The 23,410-nt window shown below is 68.5% G+C and carries 17 protein-coding genes; 14 read left to right on the top strand and 3 right to left on the bottom strand.

The genetic code is table 11. The features are described 5' to 3' along the window. Positions 1 to 26 precede the first annotated feature (26 nt). From AC3WVS_RS13855 to AC3WVS_RS13845, 3 genes are read left to right on the top strand one after another with little or no spacing between them, the layout of a single operon-like run. Positions 27 to 1,385: a hypothetical protein gene (locus AC3WVS_RS13855; RefSeq protein WP_492319087.1), complete on the top strand. Its 1,359-nt coding sequence runs from the start codon at positions 27 to 29 to the stop codon at positions 1,383 to 1,385. A gap of 2 nt (positions 1,386 to 1,387) precedes the next feature. Next, positions 1,388 to 3,349: a glycosyltransferase gene (locus tag AC3WVS_RS13850; protein ID WP_492319086.1), complete on the top strand. Its 1,962-nt coding sequence runs from the start codon at positions 1,388 to 1,390 to the stop codon at positions 3,347 to 3,349. Between the two features lie 39 nt (positions 3,350 to 3,388). After that, a complete protein-coding gene (locus AC3WVS_RS13845) occupies positions 3,389 to 5,176 on the top strand; it encodes an efflux transporter outer membrane subunit (RefSeq protein WP_492319085.1) in 1,788 nt (595 codons plus the stop codon). A 29-nt stretch (positions 5,177 to 5,205) separates the two neighbouring features. Here AC3WVS_RS13845 and AC3WVS_RS13840 read toward each other — a convergent pair whose 3' ends face one another. Both AC3WVS_RS13840 and AC3WVS_RS13835 read right to left on the bottom strand, forming a co-directional pair. Beyond that, positions 5,206 to 6,423, bottom strand: a complete 1,218-nt coding sequence (locus AC3WVS_RS13840) for an acetyltransferase domain-containing protein (RefSeq protein WP_492319084.1) — start codon at positions 6,421 to 6,423, stop codon at positions 5,206 to 5,208. 2 nt (positions 6,424 to 6,425) lie between these two features. Beyond that, a complete protein-coding gene (locus AC3WVS_RS13835; RefSeq protein ID WP_492319083.1) occupies positions 6,426 to 8,609 on the bottom strand; it encodes a TonB-dependent siderophore receptor in 2,184 nt (727 codons plus the stop codon). 99 nt (positions 8,610 to 8,708) lie between these two features. Between AC3WVS_RS13835 and AC3WVS_RS13830 the strand changes: the two genes are divergently transcribed. Together AC3WVS_RS13830 and AC3WVS_RS13825 are read left to right on the top strand one after the other, a co-directional pair. Then, positions 8,709 to 9,131 carry a Fur family transcriptional regulator gene (locus AC3WVS_RS13830; RefSeq protein ID WP_010814233.1) on the top strand — a complete coding sequence of 141 codons (423 nt, stop codon included), beginning with the start codon at positions 8,709 to 8,711 and terminating at the stop codon, positions 9,129 to 9,131. A gap of 132 nt (positions 9,132 to 9,263) precedes the next feature. Continuing rightward, positions 9,264 to 10,139, top strand: coding sequence for an EamA family transporter (locus AC3WVS_RS13825; RefSeq protein ID WP_492319082.1), 876 nt, complete (start codon positions 9,264 to 9,266; stop codon positions 10,137 to 10,139). On the opposite strand, the gene AC3WVS_RS13820 is transcribed toward AC3WVS_RS13825, so the two are convergent. Next, positions 10,140 to 10,721 carry a GNAT family N-acetyltransferase gene (locus AC3WVS_RS13820; RefSeq protein ID WP_492319081.1) on the bottom strand — a complete coding sequence of 194 codons (582 nt, stop codon included), beginning with the start codon at positions 10,719 to 10,721 and terminating at the stop codon, positions 10,140 to 10,142. A 78-nt stretch (positions 10,722 to 10,799) separates the two neighbouring features. Between AC3WVS_RS13820 and AC3WVS_RS13815 the strand changes: the two genes are divergently transcribed. The 9 genes from AC3WVS_RS13815 (at position 10,800) to AC3WVS_RS13775 (ending at position 23,263) form a co-directional block, all read left to right on the top strand. Then, positions 10,800 to 11,285, top strand: coding sequence for a winged helix-turn-helix transcriptional regulator (locus AC3WVS_RS13815; protein WP_492319080.1), 486 nt, complete (start codon positions 10,800 to 10,802; stop codon positions 11,283 to 11,285). Positions 11,286 to 11,604: 319 nt separating this feature from the next. Continuing rightward, the gene (locus AC3WVS_RS13810) at positions 11,605 to 12,924 is read left to right on the top strand and encodes an MFS transporter (RefSeq protein WP_492319079.1); all 1,320 of its coding nucleotides are present in this window, start codon (positions 11,605 to 11,607) and stop codon (positions 12,922 to 12,924) included. Between the two features lie 65 nt (positions 12,925 to 12,989). After that, positions 12,990 to 15,551, top strand: a complete 2,562-nt coding sequence (gene nirB / locus AC3WVS_RS13805; RefSeq protein ID WP_492319078.1) for a nitrite reductase large subunit NirB — start codon at positions 12,990 to 12,992, stop codon at positions 15,549 to 15,551. A 26-nt stretch (positions 15,552 to 15,577) separates the two neighbouring features. After that, complete coding sequence (nirD, locus tag AC3WVS_RS13800) at positions 15,578 to 15,961, top strand: nitrite reductase small subunit NirD (protein WP_492319077.1); 384 nt, start codon at positions 15,578 to 15,580, stop codon at positions 15,959 to 15,961. 58 nt (positions 15,962 to 16,019) lie between these two features. After that, on the top strand, positions 16,020 to 17,261 hold the full coding sequence (locus AC3WVS_RS13795) for an NAD(P)/FAD-dependent oxidoreductase (RefSeq protein ID WP_492319076.1): 1,242 nt from the start codon (positions 16,020 to 16,022) through the stop codon (positions 17,259 to 17,261). A 41-nt stretch (positions 17,262 to 17,302) separates the two neighbouring features. Continuing rightward, complete coding sequence (locus AC3WVS_RS13790) at positions 17,303 to 20,032, top strand: molybdopterin-dependent oxidoreductase (RefSeq protein WP_492319075.1); 2,730 nt, start codon at positions 17,303 to 17,305, stop codon at positions 20,030 to 20,032. 94 nt (positions 20,033 to 20,126) lie between these two features. Further along, positions 20,127 to 20,699 (top strand): dihydrofolate reductase family protein, encoded by a 573-nt coding sequence (locus tag AC3WVS_RS13785; protein WP_492319074.1) that lies wholly within the window; start codon positions 20,127 to 20,129, stop codon positions 20,697 to 20,699. Between the two features lie 129 nt (positions 20,700 to 20,828). After that, the gene (locus tag AC3WVS_RS13780) at positions 20,829 to 21,836 is read left to right on the top strand and encodes a tripartite tricarboxylate transporter substrate-binding protein (protein ID WP_492319073.1); all 1,008 of its coding nucleotides are present in this window, start codon (positions 20,829 to 20,831) and stop codon (positions 21,834 to 21,836) included. Between the two features lie 278 nt (positions 21,837 to 22,114). Further along, positions 22,115 to 23,263 carry an MFS transporter gene (locus AC3WVS_RS13775; RefSeq protein WP_492319072.1) on the top strand — a complete coding sequence of 383 codons (1,149 nt, stop codon included), beginning with the start codon at positions 22,115 to 22,117 and terminating at the stop codon, positions 23,261 to 23,263. Positions 23,264 to 23,410 lie beyond the last annotated feature (147 nt).

Here is a 23,410-nt window from a genome sequence, read left to right as displayed (position 1 = left end):
CGCCGACGCAGGCAAAGGAGACCCGGATGCGACTGCCGATCCCGACTACACGCCTGCCCCGCCTGGTTGCCGGCGCGCTGCTGCCCGCCGTGCTCGTGCTCGTGCTGGCGCCAGGCGCGGCGCGCGCTGCCGAGCCTGCCCAGCAGACGCTGCTGGCCGACGGCTGCAAGACACTGGCCGAGCGCGTCAGCCGTGAAAGCGGCAACGGCCCCGTCTTCCTCGCCAGCTATGAACCCGCGCCGGGCGGCGAGCCGCTGGCCCCGGCGCTGCGCAATGCCGCCTTCGTCTACGACAACGCGCTGGCCGGCATCGCGCTGGTGGCGTGCAAGCGTCCCGCCGAAGCGCGCCGCATTGCCGACGCCGTGCTGCAGGCAACCCGCCAGGACCGCCACTTCCGCGATGCGCGCCTGCGCAACGCCTATCGCGCCGGCCCGCTGCCGGCCGGCCCGGTGCCCCTGCCAGGCTGGTGGGACGAGCCCAGCAAGCGCTGGTTTGAAGATGCCTACCAGGCCGGCACCGCCACCGGCAACGTGGCCTGGGCCGCGCTGCTGCTGCTGGCCGTGCATGACGCCACGCGCGATGCGCGCTACCTCGATGGCGCCGCCGCGCTGATGGGCTGGGTGCATGCCATCGTGCCCGACTCGGGCGCGCCCGCCGGCTATATCGGCGGCTTCTTCGGCCATGAGCCGAAACAGACCCGCCAGGGCTGGAAGTCGACCGAGCACAACGTCGATACCTATGCCGCCTTCAGCTGGCTCGCGAGCCAGCGCAACGATGCGCGCTGGCGCGATGGCGCGGCGCGCTCGCGCGGCTTTGTCAGCGCCATGTGGCAGGCGCGCGAGGGCCGCTTCATCATCGGCACGCGCGACGATGGGCGCGCGCCAAACGCCGGCCCGTCCGCGCTGGACGCAGTGCTGTGGCCGCTGATCGCGATCCCGGACCCGCCGCAGGACTGGCGCCGCAACCTGGCGTGGGTGGAGGCCAAGCATCGCGCCGGCGCAGGCTACGGCTTCAAGGGCGGCCCCGACGGCATCTGGACCGAAGGCACCGGGCAGGCCGCGCTGGTGCTGCAGGCCGCCGGGCAGGCGCAACAGGCGCAGCCGCTGTGGCAGCTGCTGCTGTCGCAGCGGGCGCCGTCCGGGATGCTCTACGCCACGCCCGAGGCGCGCATCAGCACCGGGCTGTCGATCGGGCCCACCTCGACCACGGAAGACTTCCACTACTTCCACCTGCCCCACCTGGGCGCCACCGCATGGGCCGTGCTGGCCGCGGCGCGCTGGAACCCCTTCCGTCCGGGCGGATGCCTGGAACCGTCCTGCCCGCCGCCGGCCATTGCGGCCGCGGCACCTGCAACCGCCCCTGTCAACACCGCCGCCAAGGAGTGACGATGTTCGCCCTGTTTCTGGAAAACCAGACGCTGCTGGTCATCAACGGCGGCGTGCTGCTGGCGATGGTGCTGCTCTCGATGCTGTGCCGGCAAGACCGGCCGGCGGACCGCGTGCTGTTCGGCGGCGTCACCGCCTTGCTGCTGGCGGTGTACCTGACCTGGCGCATCCGCGAAACACTGCCGGACTGGCAGATGACCTTCGCCAGCGTGTGGGCCCATGTGTTCTTTGCCTTCGAATGCATGACGCTGGCCTATACGCTGCTGTCGATCGTGGTGCTGGCGCGCACCAGCAACCACACCCCCGACGCCGACGCGGGCGAGGCCGCCTTGCGCCGCGCGAAGCAGGTGCCGCCGGTGGACATCTTCATCGCCACCTACAACGAAGGCCTGGACATCCTGGAGAAGACCATTGTCTCGGCGCTGGCGATAGACTATCCCGACTTCCGCGTCTGGGTGCTGGACGACACCCGCCGCGACTGGCTGCGCGAGTTCTGCGAACGCGTCGGCGCGCACTACGTGACGCGCCCGGACAACGCCCACGCCAAGGCCGGCAATCTCAACAACGGCCTGCGCCACAGCGCCGCGGCCGGCGGCGCGCCCTACATCCTGGTGCTGGACGCCGACTTCGCACCGCATCGCAATATCCTGCTGCGCACCGTGGGCCTGTTCAGCGATGCGCGCGTGGGCGTGGTGCAGACACCCCAGTTCTACTACAACGCGGATCCGATCCAGTACAACCTGCGCGCCACCGAATGCTGGGTCGATGAACAGCGCGCCTTCTTCGACGTGATGCAGCCGGCCAAGGACGCCTGGGGCGCGGCGTTCTGCATCGGCACCTCGTTCGTGGTGCGGCGCGACCTGATCGACCTGATCGGCGGCTTCCCCACCGGCACGGTGACCGAGGACATCCACCTGACCTACCGGCTGCTGCCGCACGGCTATATCACGCGCTGGCTCAATGAGCGCCTGAGCGTGGGCCTGTCAGCCGAAGGCCTGCCCGAGTACATCAGCCAGCGCAGCCGCTGGGGGCTGGGCACGATCCAGGTGGCGCTGACCGCGGACGGGCCGCTGCGCGGGCGCGGCTACACCGGGATGCAGCGGCTGCACTACGTGCACGGCCTGCTGCACTGGCTGTCGCGGCCATTCACGCTGATGCTGCTGGCAGGGCCGCTGCTGTACTGGTACCTCGGCGTCTCCACGCTTTACGGCGAGCCGCTGCAGTTCCTCGCCTACGGCCTGCCGGCGCTGGTGGCGTACTGGGCGTACAGCATCTGGATCACCGGCCAGCGCGCGCTGCCGATCTTCACCGAAGTCACGCAGATCGTGGCGGCTCTGGCCGTCACCGCATCGCTGGTGAGCGCGATGTTCAAGCCGTTCGGGCGGCCGTTCAAGGTCACGAACAAGGGGCTGGACCGCTCCAAGCTGGTAATCCACGGCAAGTTCGCGGCACTGTACGCGGGGCTGCTGGGCTTCTCCGCGCTGGGACTGGGCCGCGCCCTGGTGGTGGACCCCGATGCGCAAGGGCTCGCCTTCAACACCATCTGGACCGGGGTGGCGCTGATGCTGTACCTGGCCTCGCTGCTGGTCTGCGTGGAACTGCCGCGCCCGCGCAAGGAAGAGCGCTTCCCGCACCGCGCGGCAGCGCTGCTGCGCGTGCATGGCAAGGAATACCGCGTCACCACCAGGGATCTTTCCTGCAACGGCGTGGCCGTCACCACGCCGCTGGCGCCGGCCATTCCCGCCGGCACCGAGGGCGCGCTGTGGCTGGCGCAGACCGGCTGGATCCCGTGCCGCGTGGTGCGCCGCGACGGCCAGTTGCTGGGCATCGCCCTGAACGCCGGCATGGCGGCGCGCCACGCGCTGATCCGGCTGCTGTTCACCGATCCCGCACACAACATTGCCCGGCAGGGGCAGCCCAAGCTGGCGCTGTCGCGCTTTGTGCGGCGCGCGCTGCTGGGCTGAACCATGCCAGATAACAATCCCCACTCTCCGGAACCATCCATGCGAAGCCTGCCACGCCCCCGTACCCTGCCCCCGCCGCGCCTGCTGCTGCCCGGCGCACTCGTGCTGGCCCTTGCGGCCTGCACGCTCGAGCCGCAGTACCAGCGCCCCGACGCGCCGGTCCCGTCAGCGTGGCCGGAAGGCGCTGCCTACCGCACCCCGCAGGCCGGCGCGGCACAGCCGGGCCAGCCGGCCCGACCCGCCGGCCCTTCGGCCGCGGACCTGGGCTGGCGCGATGTTTTCGTCGACCCGCAACTGCGCCAGCTGATCGAACTGGCGCTGGCCAACAACCGCGACCTGCGCATGGCCACGCTTGCCATCGACGAAGCGCGCGCGCTGTACCAGATCGAGCGCGCGGCGCAATTCCCCACGGTGGATGGCAATGCCGGCATGGTCTCGCAGCGGCTGCCGCAACGGCTGCGCGCGGCGGGCCAGTCGCCGCAGATCACCACCTACAACGCGGGCATCGGCTTCACCGCGTTCGAGCTTGATTTCTTCGGCCGGGTGCGCAGCCTCAAGCATGCCGCGCTCGAGGAATACATGGCTACGGAAGAAGCGCGCCGCAGTGCGCAGATCAGCCTGGTGTCCGAGGTGGCCAACGCCTACCTGACGCTGCTGGCCGACCGCGCACTGCTGAAGCTGTCGCAGGACACGCTGAAGACACAGCAGGACGCGGCAGAGATGGTGCGGCGCGGGCGGCAGGTCGGTGCGATGGCGCAACTGGACCAGCATCGCGCGCAAACCCAGGTGCAGACCTCGCAGGTGGGCGTTGAGCAATACACGCGGCAGGTGGCCCAGGATGAGAACGCGCTGTCTTTGCTGATCGGCGGCCCGTTGCCGAAATCCGTGACCGATGCCGGCGCGGCAACTGCCAACGCCAACGCGGCCGCGCGAGATCCGCTGGACGCGCGCGCCTTGGTGAACGAGTTCCCCGAAGGGCTGCCGTCCAGCGTGCTGGTGCGCCGCCCCGACATCCTCAACGCCGAGCACCGCCTCAAGGCGGCCAACGCCAATATCGGCGCGGCGCGCGCGGCGTTCTTCCCGCGCATCTCGCTGACCGGCGCGCTGGGCGTAGCTAGCAGCAGCCTGGCGGGGCTGTTCTCCGGCGGCATGGCATGGGTGTTCGCGCCGCAGCTGACCGTGCCGATCTTCGACGCCGGGCGCAACCGGGCCGGGCTGGATGCGGCCAACGTGCGCAAGGACATCAACATCGCCAACTACGAGAAGACCATCCAGACCGCGTTCCGCGAGGTCGCCGACAGCATGGCGGCACGCGCCACCTACGAGCGCCAGGTGCAGGCGCAGGAAGCCCTGGTGCGCGAAGGCAGCGAGACCCGGCGGCTGTCGGAAATGCGTTTCAAGAACGGCGTGGACGACTACTTCGGTGTGTTCGACGCCCAGCGCCAGCTCTACACCGCGCAGCAGGCGCTGATCACGTACAAGCTGGCCGGCCTGACCAGCCGCGTATCGCTGTACAAGTCGCTGGGCGGCGGCTGGCGCGAGGTGACCGAGGCTGCGCCGGCGGCCAATGGCGGCGCACGCCAGGCACCCGCCGCGCGGCCGCAAGCCGCGGCACAGCCCCAGGCGGTGGCACGGCCTCAAGCCGTGGCACAACCTCAGGCCGTAGCGCGGCCCCAGGCCGTGGCGCAGCCTCAAGCCGCCGCACAGCCTCAAACCGTGGCACCGGCCCAGGCAGCAGCCCAGCCCCAGGCTGTAGCGCAACCCCAGGCTCCGGCGCAATCCCCGGCGGCGGCACAGCCGGCACCCGTCGCGGCTACGCCGCGCTAAGCTAGGGGCGTGCGGGACCCAGGCGCTGATCAGAAGTACTTCAGCCAGCGCCAGTCCCGCCGCCTTGCCTTCAGCGCCGCGAACCAGCGCACCGCCGGCCACAGCGCCAGGGCCAGCACGGCCGCCCCCAGCCACAGCTGCCAGACGTGGTCGAGGCCGAACACCCTGCCCTGGTTCAGGCCCCAGCGGTGCACGCAGGCCTGGTACAGCCCCTGCAGCACGTAGAGGTGCAGCAGGTAGAAGAACATCGGCACGGCGCCGAACACGGCCAGGCGCCGCGCGATCCAGCCGCCCTGCGCTCGCTCCAGCCACGCCAGCAGCAACCAGCCCACGCCCAGTGTCAGCAGCAGGAACAGCAGCGACGGCGGGTATTTGGTGACGTTGAGGAAGCTCATCGCGGTATGCAAGGCATCGCTGCCCGCCAGCCATTTCTGCTCCTGCCCGTAGCCGTTCAGCGCGCGCAGCACCGCAAAGCCTGCCAGCGCCGCCAGCCCGCGACCAGCCAGCCGCTGCTGCCGTACCGCGGCAGGCACCGTGGCGGCAAACCACGGCCCCGCCGCATAGCCCAGCGCGATCACGCCGATCCACGGCAGCACCGGGTATGAGGTACGCACCCTGAAGCCGTCAGCCACCTCGATCCAGGTGCGGTCGTGCAGGATGGCCCAGGGCACGTGCCAGGCGCTGTCAACCGGGAAATGCAGCGGACTCAGCAGGTTGTGGCCGGCAACAAGCGCAATGCCCGCGGCAATCAGCACCGCCCGCGGCAGCCACACCAGTGCCGCCAGCGCCATCATGCTCAGGCCGATGGCCCAGATCACCTGCAGGTAGATCACCTGCGGCGGCAAGGTCCCGGTCCAGGCAAAGCCGACCAGCGTCACCTCCAGCAGCACCAGGAACACGCCGCGCCTGAGCAGGAAGCCGCTGACGGCGCGCCGGTCGTGGCCGGCGGCACCGTAGAGCCACGCCGATACGCCGGCCAGCCAGATGAAAACCGGTGCGCACAGATGCGCGGCGAGCCTGCTGAAGAAAAGTGCCGGAGAGGTCGTGGCGACATCCATGGGATCGGCCACCTGGACGTGCAGGAAGAACATGTCCCGCACGTGGTCCAGCAGCATGATCAGGATCACCAGTCCGCGCAGAGCGTCGATGGACAGCAGCCGGCCGCCGGCCGGCCGCGCGACCGCGGCAGAAGGGAAGACTGTCGGAGAAGACTGGGGCGCGGCAGTGCGCACCTTGGCTGGCAGCATCGTCAATAGCTCAGTTGCACGCCCAGCCGCACGCTGCGGCCCGCGCCCGGCGCAATCCACAGGCTGCTGTACGAACTGGCGTAATAGGTCTTGTCGAACAGGTTGCCCACGTTGAGCGACACGCGCACATTGCGGCTGTATTGCCAGTAGCCATGCAGGTCCACCAGCACATAGGCCGGCAGCGAGAAGCTGTCCTGCACATCGCCCGGACGCCGCCCCACGTAGCGCAGGCCGGCCCCGACGCCATAGCGCTGGCCCACCGGCGCGGCATCCTCATACACCGCCAGCACGCTGCCGCTGGTGCGCGGCACGTTGGACAGCGGCGTGCCGGCGGCAAGTCGCGTGTCCTGCGTGATCTCGGCATCGGTCAGCGCAAAGCTGCCCGACACGCGCCAGTGCGTGCCAAGCTGCCCGGCCACGTCCAGCTCCAGGCCGCGGCTGCGCGCTTCGCCGGCGGCGATATAGAAGGACGGATCGGACGGGTCGGTGGCCAGCACATTGCGCTTGCGGATCTCAAAGATAGCCAGCGTGGCGCCGGTGCGGCGGTCCTCGCTGTCGAACTTGATGCCGGCCTCCACCGCGCGGCCGCGCTCGGGGTCGAACGGCTGGCCCGCGGCGTCGGCGCCGGCATTGGGACGGAATGACTGGCTGGCATTGGCAAACAGCGACACGTTCCGGCTGGCCAGGTAGCTCACGCCCACGCGCGGCGACACCGCGCTCTGGTGCTGCGTGGTGCGTGTGCCGCGCAGGTGGTTGTCCAGCGACTGGTCGAAGGCGTCGAAGCGCACGCCGGCCAGCACGCGCCAGCGCTCGCCCAGGCTCAGCTGGTCCTGCGCGTAGGCGCCGAGATTGCGCTGGCGCTCGTACGTGTCCATGTTCCACGGCATCGGCGGCGCCGGCTGGCCATAGGCCGGGTCGTAGATGTCGATCGCGTACGGCGCCGCGGCGCTGGGGTTCTTGCGCAGGATCGCCATGGTATTGCCGAAGCGGTAGGCATCCATCCCCATCAGCAGTTCATGCCCGACCGGGCCGGTGCTGAACTTGCCGGTCACGCTGGCCTGCAGCGAGACATCGTCCGACTGGAAGTCGCGGTAGCGGCGCTGGCGCCAGAGCGTGCGGCCGTCGGCGGCCAGTGAAGTCGCCTCGCTGCTATGCCCCGTCAGCGCGCCGCCGCGATACGACAGGCCGAGCCTGCCCTTCCAGTTCTGATTGAACTGGTGCTCGACGCTGAACTGGTGCGACTGGCTGTCCAGCCGCATGTCGCCGTCGCCGGGCTCGCCCAGGTAGCGCGAGCGCGGGATGCGGCCCAGCTGGCCGTTGACGGCCACCACGCCGCGGTCCATCGGCGTGGTGTAGCGCTGGAATTCGGCCGCGTACTGCAGCACGGTGTCGTTGCCCAGCGTCCAGGTAAACGACGGCGCCACCAGGGAGCGCTGGCTGTTGATGTAGTCGCGCGTGCTGCCCTGGTGGTCGGCCACGGCGATCAGCCGGCCGGCCACGTTCTCGCCGAGCGGGCCGGTGACATCGGCCGTGGCACGATAGCCGTCGCGCGTGCCAAGCTCGAAGCCATAGCGCTGCGCGGGCCGGAACTGCGGCTGGCGCGTGACCACGTTGAAGGTGCCGCCCGGCTCGCTGGTGCCGTACAGCGATGACGTCGGGCCCTTGAGCACTTCCACGCGTTCGATCGTGGCCGCATCCATCGGCGCGGTATAGCCGCGGTTGGCAGCAAAGCCGTTCACCAGGTAGCCCGCGCCGGTGTTCTCATGGCCGGTGAAGCCGCGCATGGCAAAGTTGTCCCAAAGGCCGCCGAAATTGTTCTGGCGTGCGATGCCGCTGACATAGTCGAAGGTCTGGTCGAAACGGGTCGCGGCGATATCGTCCAGCATGGCACGTGGCACCACGCGCACCGACTGTGGAATTTCGCGCAGCGGCGTGTCGGTGCGGGTCGCGCCGGAGGCGTCGGGCGGGTTGTATGATGCGGAGGCCGTGCCGACCACCGACACCGCCGGCAGCGTAATATCGGAGGCCTCGGCGGTATCCGCCGCCTCGGCCAGGCCGGACATCGCCAGCATCAGGGCGGCCACCGGCCGCAATGAACGCGCCTGGACCGGGCGCAAGTCTGGCACAACAGGCAGGAACGAAAACGGCGCGCGGCGCCGGGCACGGCTGAGCTGCGCAAGCAGCATAAGGAACACCCCAATAAAAACGAGTCGCGGCGGCGGCCATCCGACTGGCAAACCGCAGCGACCCACTAATGATAATATTTTCTCATTAAGATTCTAGTCATGGAACGCATGACCCGTCAACGCGGCGCCGTCATCGACGCGCTGCGCGAAGCCGGCCGGCCCCTGAGCCCGGCCGAGATCCTGGCCGCGGCCCAGCACCAGGTGCCCTCACTAGGACTGGCCACGGTCTACCGCAACATCCGTGCCCTGGTGGAAGGCGAGCAGGTGCATGCAGTCGAACTGCCGGGCCAGCCGGACCGCTATGAATTGTCGGAAGTGCCGGGTGCCGCGACCCACCGGCACTATTTCCAGTGCCTGTCGTGCGACCGCGTCTTCCCGCTGGAAGGGTGCCCCGGGCATCTGGAAGAGATCACGCCACCGGGTTTCGAAGTGGAGCACCACGAGCTGACGCTACTGGGGCGTTGCCCGGACTGCGCCAGCAAGCCCGGCAAGCGGCGCAAGGCGGCAGCTCGGGACCACTGAACGGCGGGCGTACTCGGGGCACGGCCAACTGTACTGAGCCACTGGTCCACACCTGTATATGGCGCCCGCGCCGTGCTTGCCGCATGATGCGGCAGCATTGCACAGGCCACGCCAAAAAACAGGATCCCCAAATTGCCGCAAACCGCCGCCCACCGTCGCTCGACCCTGCTCGCCGTGCTGGCCCTGACCGGCTCGATGGCCTCGCTGTGCATCGGCACCTCTTTTGCCAAGAGCCTGTTCTCGGCGCTCGGGGCGCAGGGCACCACGGCGCTGCGGGTGAGCTTCTCCGCGCTGATCCTGCTGTGCGTCTGGCGCCCGTGGCGCATTCCGCTGACACGAACCAACGCGCGCGCGATCGCGCTGTACGGCGCGGCGCTGGGCGCGACCAACCTGCTGTTCTACATGTCGCTGCGCACCATCCCGCTGGGGCTGGCGATCGCGATCGAGTTCACCGGGCCGCTGGCGGTCGCGGTGCTGTCGTCGCGGCGCGCGATCGATTTCCTGTGGATCGCCTTTGCGGTGGCCGGGCTGCTGCTGTTGCTGCCGGTCGGCGATGCCGCCGGTACGCTCGATCCGGTGGGCATCGGCTATGCGCTGGCCGCGGGCGTAGGCTGGGCGCTGTATATCGTGTTCGGGCAGATGGCAGGCAACGCCCACGGCGGGCAGGCCACCTCGCTGGGGCTGACCATGGCGGCGCTGGTGGTGCTGCCGTTCGGGCTGGCGCATGCGGGCACCGCGATGTTCAGCCCGACGCTGCTGCTGTTCGGGCTGGCGGTGGGCATCCTGTCGAGCGCGATTCCCTATTCGCTGGAGATGGTGGCGCTCAAGCGCCTGCACCGGCGCACCTTCGGCATCCTGCTGAGCATGGAGCCGGCCATGGGCGCGCTGGCCGGGCTGGCATTCCTGCATGAACAGCTGAGCGCGCTGCAATGGCTGGCGATCGCCAGCATCATCACGGCCTCGGTAGGTTGCACCATGACCTCGCGCGGCAAGCGCGACGCCAGTTGATCAGCGCGCGCCGAACCAGTCCGCCGGCAGCCGCTGCGGGCTGCGCGCCGGCTGGCCAAGCGCCAGCGTGACTTCATGCAGGTAGCTGTCCTCCGGATTGCGGCGGCTGGCAAAGCCGAGGCCGCGCAGGATGGCCAGCATGCGGCGGTTCTCGCTGAGCACGTCGCCGCGCAGGGTGCGCAGGCCGGCCGCGCGCGCCAGTTCGCACAGCCTGGCGATCAGGCGCCGCCCCAGTCCCTGCCCTTGCCAGCCGTCGGCAACCACCACGGCAAATTCCCCGACCTGCCCGGACACCACGTATTCCGCGCTGGCGACAATGGCTAATACACCAGCTTCGTCGGGCGCCTCTACCACCAGCGCCACGCCGCCCGGCCCGGGTGCGGCCAGACCCTCGACAGTCTCGTCCACCACGCGCCCGCCGCTCAGGAAGCGGAAGTAGCGGCTTTCACGCGAGAGCCCGTCCACCAGCGCACGCAGTGCCCCGCCGTCCTGTGGCCGCGTATGGCGCAGCGTGACCTGCATGCCCCGTCCCACCGTCCAGCTTTCCGCCTTGCCCGTGCGGGTCTTGCCCTGATCATCCATGCCGGCACCATCTGGATTCAAAATTCGTAGTCAGAGTATAGGAGATAACCTGACTTTTGCAAATGAAGTCAGCGTGCTATGCTTGCCGGCATCATGACCCTCAATGCGTCCGACCTCCGCCACTGCTCGATTGCCGCGACGCTGTCGCTGATCGGCGAAAAGTGGACGATCCTGATCCTGCGCGATGTCTTCCATGGCGTGACGCGCTTCGACGACTTCCTGCGCCGGCTCGAATGCTCGCCCGCGGTGCTGTCCGCGCGTCTCAAGACGCTGACCGACGCCGGCCTGCTGCGCAAGGTCGGCTACCGCGAGCCCGGCGAGCGCGAACGCTTCGAATACCGCCCCACCCGCGCCGCCGTGGAGTTGCTGCCGGTGCTGGTCGGCCTGATGCAGTGGGGCGACAGCCACATGGCCCCGTCCGGCGAAGGCCCGGTGCAGATACGCTCGAGCGCCAGCGGCAAGCTGGTGCGCGCGGCATTGGTCGACGAGGATGGCGCGGAAGTATCGCCGCGCGATATGCGGATCGTCCCCGTCAACGCCCAGCCCCCGGCTTCGGACCAATAGCACCGAGCGCGCTGCTGCATCGCACCAGCGCAGCCCACCGCACTGCACCATGAGTGTGCCGCCAGCCCGGCGGCCGCCCCACCACAGCGCATCCCGGCATCACTCCGCCGTACCCCGGCGCAACAAGCCCCCATTCATCGTCACATACCGGCCTGGCACACCCCTTGCGTAACAGGGTACGGGCCCGTCAACGGCGACCGGCCCACCCCACATACGCAGCCCCTATCCCATGTAGTGGCTGTCAGGACAACGGCGTCCCCTGAACTGGCCTGAGCGGCCTGGTCTGCGGGACGCCATTTGTTTTTTGGAGCCAAGGACGATGACCGCCAAAGCCACCCGCATCGAGCTGCTGAGCTTTAGGACCCCGCAGATGCGCGCCTTCCACCTGACCTGGATGGCGTTCTTCGTCTGCTTCTTTGCGTGGTTTGCCTGCGCGCCGCTGATGCCGGTGCTCAAGGGCGAGTTCGGCCTGACCCCGGGCCAGATCGCCAACATCAATATCGCGGCGGTGGCGGTGACCATTCTGGTGCGCCTGGTGATCGGCCCGATGTGCGACCGCTTCGGCCCGCGCAAGACCTATACCGGCCTGCTGGCGCTGGGCGCGCTGCCGGTGCTGGGCGTGGCGCTGGCACAGAGCTATGAGACCTTCCTGACCTTCCGCCTGCTGATCGGCGCAGTCGGCGCCAGCTTTGTGATCACGCAGTACCACACCTCGGTGATGTTCGCGCCCAACGTGGTCGGCACCGCCAACGCAGCCGCGGCCGGCTGGGGCAATGCCGGCGGCGGCGCCGCGCAGGCCATCATGCCGCTGCTGCTGGCCGCCGTGCTGATGCTCGGCGCCGACCAGGCGTTCGGCTGGCGCTTCGCCCTGCTGGTGCCGGGCGTGCTGATGCTGATCATGGCCGTCATCTACTGGCGCTTCACCCAGGACTGCCCGGACGGCAACTACTCGGACCTGCGCGCCCGCGGCATCGCCATCACCGGCAAGGACGGTGGCAAAGGCGGCGGCTGGGCCAGCTTCCGCGCCGCCAGCGCCAACTATCGCGTGTGGCTGCTGTTCATCACCTACGGCGCCTGCTTCGGCGTTGAGATCTTCATCCACAACATCGCCGCGTCGTATTACGTCGACCGCTTCGGCCTGAGCCTGAAGGCCGCCGGCATGGCCGCCGCGAGCTTCGGCCTGCTGGCGCTGTTTGCCCGCGCCCTGGGTGGCTGGCTGTCGGACAAGGCGGCGCGCCGCCGCGGCCTGGACGCACGCGCCACGCTGCTGTTCGTGCTGATCCTGGGCGAAGGCCTGGGCCTGCTGTGGTTCGCGCAGGCCGGCAGCGTGACGCTGGCGGTGGTCGCGATGCTGCTGTTCGGCCTGTTCACCCACATGGCCTGCGGCGCGACCTACGCGCTGGTGCCCTTTATCGACCGCAAGGCGCTGGGCGGCGTGGCCGGGATCATCGGCGCGGGCGGCAACGTTGGCGCCGTCGCCGCGGGCTTCCTGCTCAAGGGCCTGGGCGACCTGCAGCACACGCTGACGGTGCTGGGCGTGCTTGCCACCATCGCCGCACTGTGCGCCATCGCCATCCGCTTCAGCGCCGAGCACAAGGCCCAGGAGCAGGCGCTGTACGACAGCGCGCTGGCCAACTGATTTTGAAGCATCGCCCCCACAGCACAACAAGCAGCAAAGACTGACTACAGGACAAGGAAAGCATCATGAAACTGATCATCGTCGGCCACGGCATGGTGGGTCACAAGTTCCTGGAATGCCTGGCGGAAGCCGGCGCGCAGAACGTGGAAGTGACCGTGCTGTGCGAAGAACCGCGTCCCGCCTACGATCGCGTGCACCTGTCCGAATTCTTCGCCGGCAAGTCAGCCGAGGACCTGTCGCTGGTGCCCGCCGGCTTCTTCGAGCAGCACAACAACATGCTGCTGCGCCTGAATGCGCGCGCGGTGGAAATCGACCGCGCCGCGCGCACCGTGAAGGTGTCGACCGGCGAGACCCTGTCCTATGACAAGCTGATCCTCGCCACCGGCTCCTACCCCTTCGTGCCGCCGGTGCCGGGCAAGGACCGCAAGGACTGCTTTGTCTATCGCACCATCGAAGACCTGGAAGCGATGCGCGAATGCGGTGCGCGCTCGAAGACCGGCGTGGTGGTCGGCGGTGGCCTGCTTGGCCTGGAGTGCGCCAAGGCGCTGCGCGACATGGACCTGCGGACGCACGTGGTCGAGTTTGCGCCGCGCCTGATGGCGGTGCAGGTCGACGAAGGCGGCGGCCGCATGCTGCGCCAGAAGATCCATGGCCTGGGCGTGACCGCGCACACCGGCAAGAACACGGTGGAGATCATCGACGGCGAAGACGGCACCCACCGCATGGTGTTTGCCGACGGCACCCACCTCGACACCGACATGATCGTGTTCTCGGCCGGCATCCGCCCGCGCGACGAACTGGCCCGCACCAGCGGCCTGGCGGTGGGCGAGCGCGGCGGCATCGTGGTGGACAACCAGTGCCTCACCTCGGACCCCGACATCTACGCCATCGGTGAATGCGCGCTGTGGCAAGGCAAGATCTACGGCCTGGTGGCACCGGGCTATGACATGGCCCGCGTCGCCGCGCGCCACCTGCAGGGCGAAGCCGCCGAGTTTGCCGGCGCCGACATGAGCACCAAGCTCAAGCTGATGGGCGTGGACGTGGCCAGCATCGGCGACCCGCACGGCACCGTCCCGGGCGCGCGCTTCTACCAGTTCTGCGACGACCGCAAAGAGGTCTACAAGAAGCTGGTGGTGTCCGACTGCGGCAAGTACCTGCTGGGCGGCGTGCTGATCGGCGACGCCAGCGAGTACGGCACGCTGCTGCAGATGATGCTGAACAAGATCGAGCTGCCCGAGTCGCCCGAATTCCTGATCCTGCCCGACAGCAGCGGCAAGGCCAAGCCCGCGCTGGGCGCCGATGCCCTGCCCGACGCCGCCCAGATCTGCTCGTGCAACAACGTCTCCAAGGGCGAGATCTGCGTCGCGGTGTGCGACGGCGCCACCAGCATCGGCGCTCTCAAGACCTGCACCAAGGCCGGCACCGCCTGCGGCGGCTGCGTGCCGCTGGTCACGCAGATCATGAAGGCCGAGATGAAGAAGCAGGGCATGGCCGTCAACAACCACCTCTGCGAGCACTTCCCGTACTCGCGCCAGGAGCTGTACCACCTGGTGCGCGTGGGCAAGTTCAAGACCTTCGATGCGCTGCTGGAAGCGCATGGCAAGGGCATGGGCTGCGACATCTGCAAGCCCGCGGTGGGCAGCATCCTGGCCTCGTGCTGGAATGAATTCGTGCTCAAGGAAGAGCACGCCAGCCTGCAGGACTCCAACGACTACTACCTGGCCAACATCCAGAAGGACGGCACCTACTCGGTGGTACCGCGCATGCCGGGCGGCGAAGTCACGCCCGAGGGCCTGATCGCGGTCGGCCAGGTGGCCAAGAAGTACGGCCTGTACACCAAGATCACCGGCGGCCAGCGCGTGGACCTTTTTGGTGCACGCGCCGAGGAACTGCCCTTCATCTGGGAAGAACTGATCGCCGCCGGCTTTGAATCGGGCCATGCCTACGGCAAGGCGCTGCGCACGGTGAAGTCGTGCGTGGGCTCCACCTGGTGCCGCTATGGCGTCGGCGATTCGGTGGGCCTGGCGATCGAGCTGGAGAACCGCTACAAGGGCCTGCGCGCGCCGCACAAGATCAAGTTCGGCGTGTCCGGCTGCACCCGCGAATGCGCCGAGGCGCAGGGCAAGGATGTTGGCGTGATCGCCACGGACAAGGGCTGGAACCTGTACGTGTGCGGCAACGGCGGCATGAAGCCGCGCCATGCAGAGCTGCTGGCCAGCGACCTGGACCACGACACCCTGGTGCGCTACATCGACCGCTTCCTGATGTTCTACGTGCGCACCGCCGACCGCCTGCAGCGCACCAGCGTCTGGCGCGACAACCTCGAAGGCGGCCTGGACTACCTCAAGGCCGTGGTGCTGGACGACAAGCTGGGCCTCGCCGCCGAACTGGAAGCCGAGATGCAGCACGTGGTCGACACCTACGAAGACGAATGGAAGAAGGCCGTGACCGATCCCGAGACGCGCAAGCGCTTCCGCCATTTCGTCAACAGCGACCGCCGCGACGACAATGTCGCCTTCATCGAAGAGCGCGGGCAGATCCGCCCGGCCACGCCGGAGGAACGGAAATTGCATCGTTCCCGCCTGAGCCAGATTCCCGTGGTTGCCATGCCCGCAAAAGCAGCCTGACCGTGCCCGCAAACAAGGAGAACGTGATGAGCCATCCCCACCATCCTGAGACCTGGACCGCCGTCTGCACCGTACGCGATATCGTGCCCAATACTGGTGTGTGCGCGCTGGTCGACGACAAGCAGGTCGCTGTGTTCCGCATCGGCCGTGGCGACGAGGTCTACGCCATCGACAACTTCGATCCCAACTCGCAGGCCGCGGTGCTGTCGCGCGGGCTGGTCGGCAACCTGGGCGAGCGCCTGGTGGTGGCTTCGCCGATCTACAAGCATCACTTCGACCTGCGCACCGGCGAATGCCTGGAAGCGCCCGAGCAGTCCGTCAATGCCTACGCCGCACGCGTCTATGACGGCAAGGTCTGGATTGCCGCCGGCGTGGCCGTGAGCGAGGCCGAGGAAGAACTCGCAGCCTGACACCGGCGGCCATTTGATGTTCCCCCTGTCCTCAAGCCACGCCAACGGAGATGCCGGCATGACGCCTTCCGCCCCCCCCCAAGCCCGCCCGCGCCTGGTCGTCGTCGGCAACGGCATGGCCGGCATGCGCACTGTGGAAGAGCTGCTCAGGCTCGCCCCGGACCTGTACGACATCATGGTGTTCGGGGCCGAGCCGCACGGCAACTACAACCGCATCCTGCTGTCGCCGGTGCTGGCCGGCGAGAAGACGGTAGCGGACATCATGCTGAATACGCGCGAGTGGTACGCCGAGCATGGCATCGAGCTGCTTGCCGGCGATCCGGTGGTGGCCATCGACCGCCCACGCCGCATCGTGCGCTCGGCCTCCGGCCGCGAAGTGCGCTACGACCGCCTGCTGCTGGCCACCGGCTCCAAGCCCTTCATCCTGCCGGTGCCGGGGCACCAGCTCGACGGCGTGATCGCCTTCCGCGATATCCAGGACGTGGAGACCATGCAGCAAGCCGCGCGCGACCACCGCCATGCGGTGGTGATCGGCGGCGGCCTGCTCGGCCTGGAGGCCGCCAACGGGCTGCTGCGCCAGGGCATGGACGTGACCGTGGTGCACCTGCCCGACAGCCTGATGGAGCGCCAGCTCGACAAGCCCGCTGCCATGCTGCTCCAGGGCGCGCTCGAGCGCAAGGGCCTGCGCTTCCTGCTGGGCGCTCAGACCGCGGAGATTCTCGGCACCGACCGCGTCACCGGCGTGCGCTTCAAGGACGGCAGCGAGATCCGCGCCGACCTGGTGGTGATGACCGCGGGCGTGCGCCCCAATATCGAGCTGGCCGCCGGCGCCGGCCTGCACTGCGAGCGCGCCATCGTCGTCGACGACACGCTGCAGACCTATGATCCGCGCATCTACGCCGTGGGCGAATGCGTGCAGCATCGCCAGGCCACCTTCGGCCTGGTGGCGCCGATCTGGGATCAGGCGCGCGTGTGCGCCGCGCACCTCGCCGGCGCCGGCCATCGCCACTACGTGCAGCAGGCCACCGCGACTAAGCTGAAAGTGACCGGCGTCGACCTGTATTCCGCCGGCGACTTCATCGGCGCCGAAGGCAGTGAAGACCTGGTGCTGCGCGACCCGCGCCGCGGCGTCTACAAGCGCCTGGTGCTGCAGGACGGCTATCTGGTCGGCGCCGTGCTGTACGGCGACGTGCAGGACGGCCCCTGGTACTTCGACATGATCCAGCGCCGCACGCCGGTGGGCGCGCTGCGCCAGCGCCTGCTGTTCGGTCAGGCGCAGTGCGAAGCGCTCGCCGCTTAAGCATCACCGTAAGCCATACAACGTCCCCGCACGGAGAACGCGTGAACCTGTCCGACATCCCGGTCGTCTCGGCGACCCTGACCACCACCACCGCCACCACCTGCCCGTACTGCGGCGTCGGCTGCGGCGTGCGCGCCACCGTGCGTGCCGACGGCCAGGTCGAGATCGCGGGCGACGCCCAGCACCCGTCCAATCACGGCCGGCTGTGCGTGAAAGGCTCGGCGCTCGGTGAAACCGTGGACCTGGAAGGCCGCCTGCTCCACCCCAAGGTGCGCGGCACCGATGGCTCCCTGCAGCAAGTCTCGTGGGACCATGCGCTCGACACCGTCGCGCAAGGCTTCTCGGACGTCGTCCACCGCCACGGCCCGGATTCGGTCGCGCTCTATGTCTCGGGCCAGCTGCTGACCGAGGACTACTACATCGCCAACAAGCTGATGAAGGGCTTCATCGGCAGCGCCAATATCGACACCAACTCGCGCCTGTGCATGTCGTCGGCAGTGGCCGGCCACAAGCGCGCCTTCGGCGAAGACCTGGTGCCGGGCAACTACGAAGACCTGGAACTGGCCGACCTGGTGGTGCTGGTGGGCTCCAACACCGCGTGGTGCCATCCGATCCTGTTCCAGCGCCTGTCCCAGGCCAAGGAAGCGCGCCCCGAGATGAAGATCGTGGCGATCGACCCGCGCCGCACCGCCACCTGCGAACTGGCTGACCTGCACCTGGCGATCCGCCCGGGCACCGACGTGTGGCTGTTCAACGGGCTGCTGAGCTACCTGGCGCGCGAAGGCCGCACCAACGCCGCCTTCGTCGCCGCCAGCACCGCGGGGCTGGATGAAGCCCTGCAGGCCGCGGACGCGGCCTGCGCCGATCCCGCTGCCGTGGCCCGCGCCTGCAAGCTGGACGTGCAGGACGTGCTGGCGTTCTACCAACTGTTCGCGGATACGGAAAAGACCGTGACCGCCTTCTCGCAAGGCGTCAACCAGTCGTCGGCCGGCACCGACAAGGTCAACAGCATCATCAACTGCCACCTGCTGACCGGCCGCATCGGCGCCCCGGGCATGGGCCCGTTCTCGCTTACCGGCCAGCCCAATGCAATGGGCGGGCGCGAGGTCGGCGGCCTGGCCAACATGCTGGCCGCGCACATGGAACTGGCCAACCCGCTGCATCGCGACGTCGTGCAGAGCTTCTGGCAATCGCCGGTGGTGGCCGACCGCCCGGGCCTGAAGGCGGTGGAACTGTTCGAGGCGATCGAAGCCGGCCGCGTCAAGGCGGTCTGGGTGATCGCCACCAACCCGGTGGTAAGCCTGCCCGACGCCGACCAGGTGCGCCGCGCGCTGGCCAGGTGCGAACTGGTGGTCACCAGCGACATCATCGAGCGCACCGACACCAATGCTGCCGCGCACGTGCTGCTGCCCGCGCTGGGCTGGGGCGAGAAAGACGGCACCGTTACCAACTCGGAACGACGCATTTCCCGTCAGCGCGCCTTCCTGCCCGCGCCTGGCGAGGCGCGCGCCGACTGGCGGATCCTGTGCGACGTCGCGCGCCGCATGGGCTTTGATGGCTTTGACTATGCGGGCGTGCATGAGATTTTCGACGAGCACGCGCGCCTGAGCGCCTGGCGCAACGATGCCGCACCGCGCGTGTTCGACATCGGCGGGCTGGCCGGCCTGGACCAGGAGCACTATGACGCGCTGGAGCCCGTGCAATGGCCGCTGCCCGCGGGCGCACCGGCCGGAGCCGGCACGCAACGCCTGTTTGCCGACGGGCGCTACGCCCATGCCGACGGCCTGGCCCGCTTTGTCGCCACGCCGCCGCGCGCGCCGGCCCACGCGCCCGACGACGATTTCCCGCTGATCCTCAACACCGGCCGCGTGCGCGACCAGTGGCACACCATGACGCGCACCGGCAAGTCGGCCAAGCTGGCCGACCACCTGCCCGAGCCCTTCGTCGACATGCACCCGCAGGACGCGCTGTTGTCCGGCGTGGGCGAAGGCAAGCTCGCGCGCGTCAGCACGCGCTGGGGCGCGATGGTGGCACGCGTGCGCCATGGCGGCGGCATCCCGCGCGGCAGCGTGTTCGTGCCGATCCACTGGAACGGCCAGTTCAGCTCCGACGCACGCGTCGGCGCGCTGGTCAATCCCGTGGTCGATCCCGTTTCCGGCGAGCCCGAATTCAAGCACACGCCCGTGCGCGTGGAGCCATTCGGCGTGAACTGGCATGGCTTCGTGCTGAGCCGCGGCGCGCTGCCCGCGGAAGCGCTGACCTACTGGACGCGCGTGCAGGGCCGCCAGTTCCAGCGCTATGAATTCGCCGGCCGCGACACCGTGGCCGACCGCACCGCCTGGGCCCGCGCGCTGCTCGGCGTGACCGACCCGGACGCCGACTGGCTCGAGTACGAAGACCGCACCGCCGGCGTCTACCATGCGGGCTATGTCGTCAACGACCGGCTGGAAGCGTGCGTCTACGTGTCGACCCGGCCCGAGCTACCCTCGCGCGCGTGGCTCGCCGGCCTGTTCGGCCGCGAGCGGCTGGAAGACGCTGACCGCATCGGCCTGCTGCTCGGCCAGCCGATGGAGAAAGGCGCCGACACCGGCCCGACGGTGTGCTCGTGCTTTGGCGTGGGCCGCAACACCATCTGCGACGCCGTGCGCAAGCACGACCTGAAGACGCCCGCGGAGATCACCGCCTGCGTCAAGGCCGGCGGCAACTGCGGCTCGTGCGTGCCGGAACTGAATAAGCTGCTGGTGGAAGTGCGCGTGGCCGAAGTCGCCTGAGCTGTGCAGTGGCGGGACAACCGGGTTAGCATGGCGGCCCGGATCCGGCAGGCTGGCCGCAGCTTCCCCGGATCGCCCCGACCCGGAGCGAGCCTTGACCACTGCACCGAACCTGCGCTTCTCCGTCTTTATTGCCACCAGCCTCGACGGTTTCATCGCCCGCGCCGACGGCGACCTGGACTGGCTGCTGTCCGCGACCACCTCCACCGACGACCACGGCTACGCCGCCTACATGCAGTCGGTCGACACGCTGCTGCTGGGGCGCAATACCTACGAGAAAGTCCTGACCTTCGACCCCTGGCCCTATGCCGGCAAGCGGGTAGTGGTCATGAGCAACACCCTGGCGGCCGACGCCGTGCCGCCAGCCCTGGCCGATGATGTGCGCCTGCTGCGCGGCACGGTGGGCGAAGCCGCCGCGGCACTGGCCGCGGCCGGTGCGGCCAGTGTCTATGTCGACGGCGGCAAGCTGATCCAGTCCTTCCTGGCCGATGGGCTGATCGATACGCTGACAATCACCCGCATCCCGGTGCTGATCGGCCATGGCATCCCGCTGTTCGGTGATGCCGGACACGACATCCGGTTGGCTCACCTGCGCACCACCACCTACGAAAGCGGCTTCGTGCAAAGCACATACCGCGTGGTCGCCACGCGCGGCCAGCCAGCCTGATCTTTCATCGGGGATTAGGCACCCTTCACGAGAACCAGATTGTGGTCGCCGCAGCATACCCCCATGCTAGCCGCGCAACCCCGACAAGCCGCCCCGGACTCACGGCGCGGCACCAATCTGGAGACAGCAATGAAGGATGCGAAGGATTTGCGCGCCGGGCCACGATGGCTGGCGGGTGTGATGGTGATGGCCTCGACGCTGGCTGGCACAAGCGGCGCGGCGGCTGCTGAAGCGTACCCCGGCAAGCCGATCACGCTGGTCGTCCCCTACTCCGCCGGCGGCCCGACCGACGTCGTGGCACGCACACTGGCGCAGGCGATGTCGCAGGATCTCGGCCAGAGCGTGGTGGTGGAAAACCGCACCGGCGCCGGCGGCACCGTGGCTGCCGCCTTTGTCGCCCGCGCACAGGCGGACGGCTATACGCTGCTGATCCACCATAACGGCATGGCGACCGCGCCGGCACTGTACAAGAAGCTGTCGTACGCGCCGCTGAAGGATTTCGAGTATGTCGGCCAGGTCGCGGACGTGCCGATGACCCTGATGGGCCGCAAGGACCTGCCGGCCAAGACCGTGCCGGAACTGATCCGCTACGTGACGCAGAACAAGGACAAGGTGTCGCTGGCCAATGCCGGGCTGGGCGCCGTTTCGCAACTATGCGGCGTGCTGTTCGAGCAATCGGTCCACGTCAAGCTCAATGCAATCCCTTACCAGGGCGCCGGCCCCGCGTTGACCGCGCTGCTGGGCGGCCAGGTCGACCTGCTGTGCGACCAGACCACGGCCACGCTGCCGCATATCCAGGCCGACCGCGTGCGCCTGTTCGGCGTGACCACGCCGGCGCGGATCAAGGCGCTGCCCAGTGCGCCAACGCTGCAGGAAGGCGGTCTCAAAGGCTTTGACGTCAAGGTCTGGCACGGCATCTACGCGCCCAAGGGCACGCCGCCCGCTGCAGTGGCGCGGCTGACCAAGGCGCTGCAGAAGGGGCTGCAAGATCCCGTGGTGATCAAGAAACTCGATGGCCTGGGTGCGGAAATCGTGCCGGTCGACAAGCAGACGCCGGAAGGCCTGCGCACAATGCTCAAGGCTGAGAGCGACAAGTGGCAGCCTCTGCTGAAGTCGATGCAGATCGAGGCCGACTAACTTTCCGCCATGCCGCCGGTGCCTGGGCACCGGTGGCCCCTGATTGCTGGTAATACGATAGAATCATCCCTGACTTCCCGGCGATCTTTCTGAATCGCCCCTTCTCGCAATCCCCGGTGCCCGCTCGCACCACCCTCTTCGCGCCCGACTCAGCGGTGCATTCACTTTCCGGATTTACCCACTGTTAGGCGGTGATGCGGCCTTGTTATGTCACGTTTCGCACGTCTCGGCCGGTATCGCCACATCCCATCCATGTTGAAGCCCGAGGAGGCTACGTTATGCCATCTCCTTGCCTGCTGTCCGTGCTTGCCCTCGCCGTGTGCATGGTCGGCGCTGCCGAATTCATGTTGTCACCGATGCTGGCGCCGCTTGCAGACGCCTTTGCCACCACCCCGGCGCGCGCATCGGGACTGGTTTCTGCCTATGCCCTTTCCTATGCCTTGGCCGCGCCGCTGATGGGCTGGTTCTCCGACCGTGCCGGACGGCGCCGCGTGCTGCTGGCTGCATTGCTGTTGTTCGCGCTCGATGCCATCGCTCTCACGCTCGTCCCTACGCTGCATGCCGCCATGGCATTGCGTATCCTCGGCGGGCTCGCCGCCGCGGCAACGATTCCCACCGTCTTCGCATTGATCGCGGATCTGGTTCCCCCGGCGCGGCAGGCTGGCGCCATGGGCGGCGTCATGCTAGGCATGACCGCCGGCGTTGCCGCAGGCCCGGCAGTGGCCGGGGTGCTGGCCGATGGATTCGGCTGGCGCGCGCCCTTCCTTGTCATCGCCGGCGGTTGCCTGGCGGCCTTTCTTGCCGGCTGCTGCGTACTTCCGCGCAATCTGCCGCGTAGCAGCGACTGCCAGGAAAAATCTAGGAACATCCCAACATCTTCAGGAATCCTGCTGCCATTGATCGCGAAAGGCGCCTGGAATGGAAGCGCCGTAGCCGGCTATGTACTGGCGGGGGAAGTGCTGCGGTTGCGTTACGGGCTCGGCGTGGCCGGCGTCGGCGCGGCACTATCGGTCTTCGGCCTCGGCCTGGCCGTTGGCAATCTGCTGGCAGGGCGTGCCAGCCAGTGCTTCGCGCGCGAGGAAAATGTTCTGATAGCGGCCACCGCGCTTGTCGCCGTGGCCATGACTTTGTTCACGACAGCCGTCCTGGCGTTGCCCGGGTCGCTTGGCTGCCTGCTGGCGTGGGGCGCGGCACTCGGCATCGCGGCGCCATCGAGCACCGCCATCCTGGCGCGGCGGGCTGGCACGGCAAAGGGACAGGTTCTGGCCGTCTCGGAAAGCATCAACAACCTGGCTGTGCTGATGCTGATGCCGGTTGCGGCCAGCTCCCTGGCAGTGCACGGCACCGTGCCAGCCGCATTGCTGGTTGGAGGCTGCTGCCTGGCCGGCGTTGCGCTGGCTGTCGCGGACCGGCGGATGACGGCATGAGGGGCGCGGGCGTGATTTTCCGCCGCGCCAAAGCAAAAACCCCCAGCCTTTTGGGGCTGGGGGTTCTGCAGTATAAGAGCCTGGCGATGACCTACTTTCACACGGGAATCCGCACTATCATCGGCGCGGAGCTGTTTCACGGACCTG

Source organism: Cupriavidus sp. CPT47-8839-RL05A, assembly GCF_058792255.1.
This window is presented reverse-complemented; position numbering and strand designations above follow the sequence as displayed.

What these genes read in the sequence shown, in the direction of transcription:
- nirD (WP_492319077.1), top strand. Translation starts at nt 15,578, where the DNA reads ATGAGCCATCCCCACCATCCTGAGACCTGGACCGCCGTCTGCACCGTA.
- AC3WVS_RS13845 (WP_492319085.1), top strand. Translation starts at nt 3,389, where the DNA reads ATGCGAAGCCTGCCACGCCCCCGTACCCTGCCCCCGCCGCGCCTGCTG.
- nirB (WP_492319078.1), top strand. Translation starts at nt 12,990, where the DNA reads ATGAAACTGATCATCGTCGGCCACGGCATGGTGGGTCACAAGTTCCTG.
- AC3WVS_RS13795 (WP_492319076.1), top strand. Translation starts at nt 16,020, where the DNA reads ATGACGCCTTCCGCCCCCCCCCAAGCCCGCCCGCGCCTGGTCGTCGTC.
- AC3WVS_RS13780 (WP_492319073.1), top strand. Translation starts at nt 20,829, where the DNA reads ATGAAGGATGCGAAGGATTTGCGCGCCGGGCCACGATGGCTGGCGGGT.
- AC3WVS_RS13820 (WP_492319081.1), bottom strand. Translation starts at nt 10,721, where the DNA reads ATGGATGATCAGGGCAAGACCCGCACGGGCAAGGCGGAAAGCTGGACG.
- AC3WVS_RS13835 (WP_492319083.1), bottom strand. Translation starts at nt 8,609, where the DNA reads ATGCTGCTTGCGCAGCTCAGCCGTGCCCGGCGCCGCGCGCCGTTTTCG.
- AC3WVS_RS13815 (WP_492319080.1), top strand. Translation starts at nt 10,800, where the DNA reads ATGCTTGCCGGCATCATGACCCTCAATGCGTCCGACCTCCGCCACTGC.
- AC3WVS_RS13775 (WP_492319072.1), top strand. Translation starts at nt 22,115, where the DNA reads ATGCCATCTCCTTGCCTGCTGTCCGTGCTTGCCCTCGCCGTGTGCATG.
- AC3WVS_RS13830 (WP_010814233.1), top strand. Translation starts at nt 8,709, where the DNA reads ATGGAACGCATGACCCGTCAACGCGGCGCCGTCATCGACGCGCTGCGC.
- AC3WVS_RS13810 (WP_492319079.1), top strand. Translation starts at nt 11,605, where the DNA reads ATGACCGCCAAAGCCACCCGCATCGAGCTGCTGAGCTTTAGGACCCCG.
- AC3WVS_RS13840 (WP_492319084.1), bottom strand. Translation starts at nt 6,423, where the DNA reads ATGCTGCCAGCCAAGGTGCGCACTGCCGCGCCCCAGTCTTCTCCGACA.
- AC3WVS_RS13850 (WP_492319086.1), top strand. Translation starts at nt 1,388, where the DNA reads ATGTTCGCCCTGTTTCTGGAAAACCAGACGCTGCTGGTCATCAACGGC.
- AC3WVS_RS13855 (WP_492319087.1), top strand. Translation starts at nt 27, where the DNA reads ATGCGACTGCCGATCCCGACTACACGCCTGCCCCGCCTGGTTGCCGGC.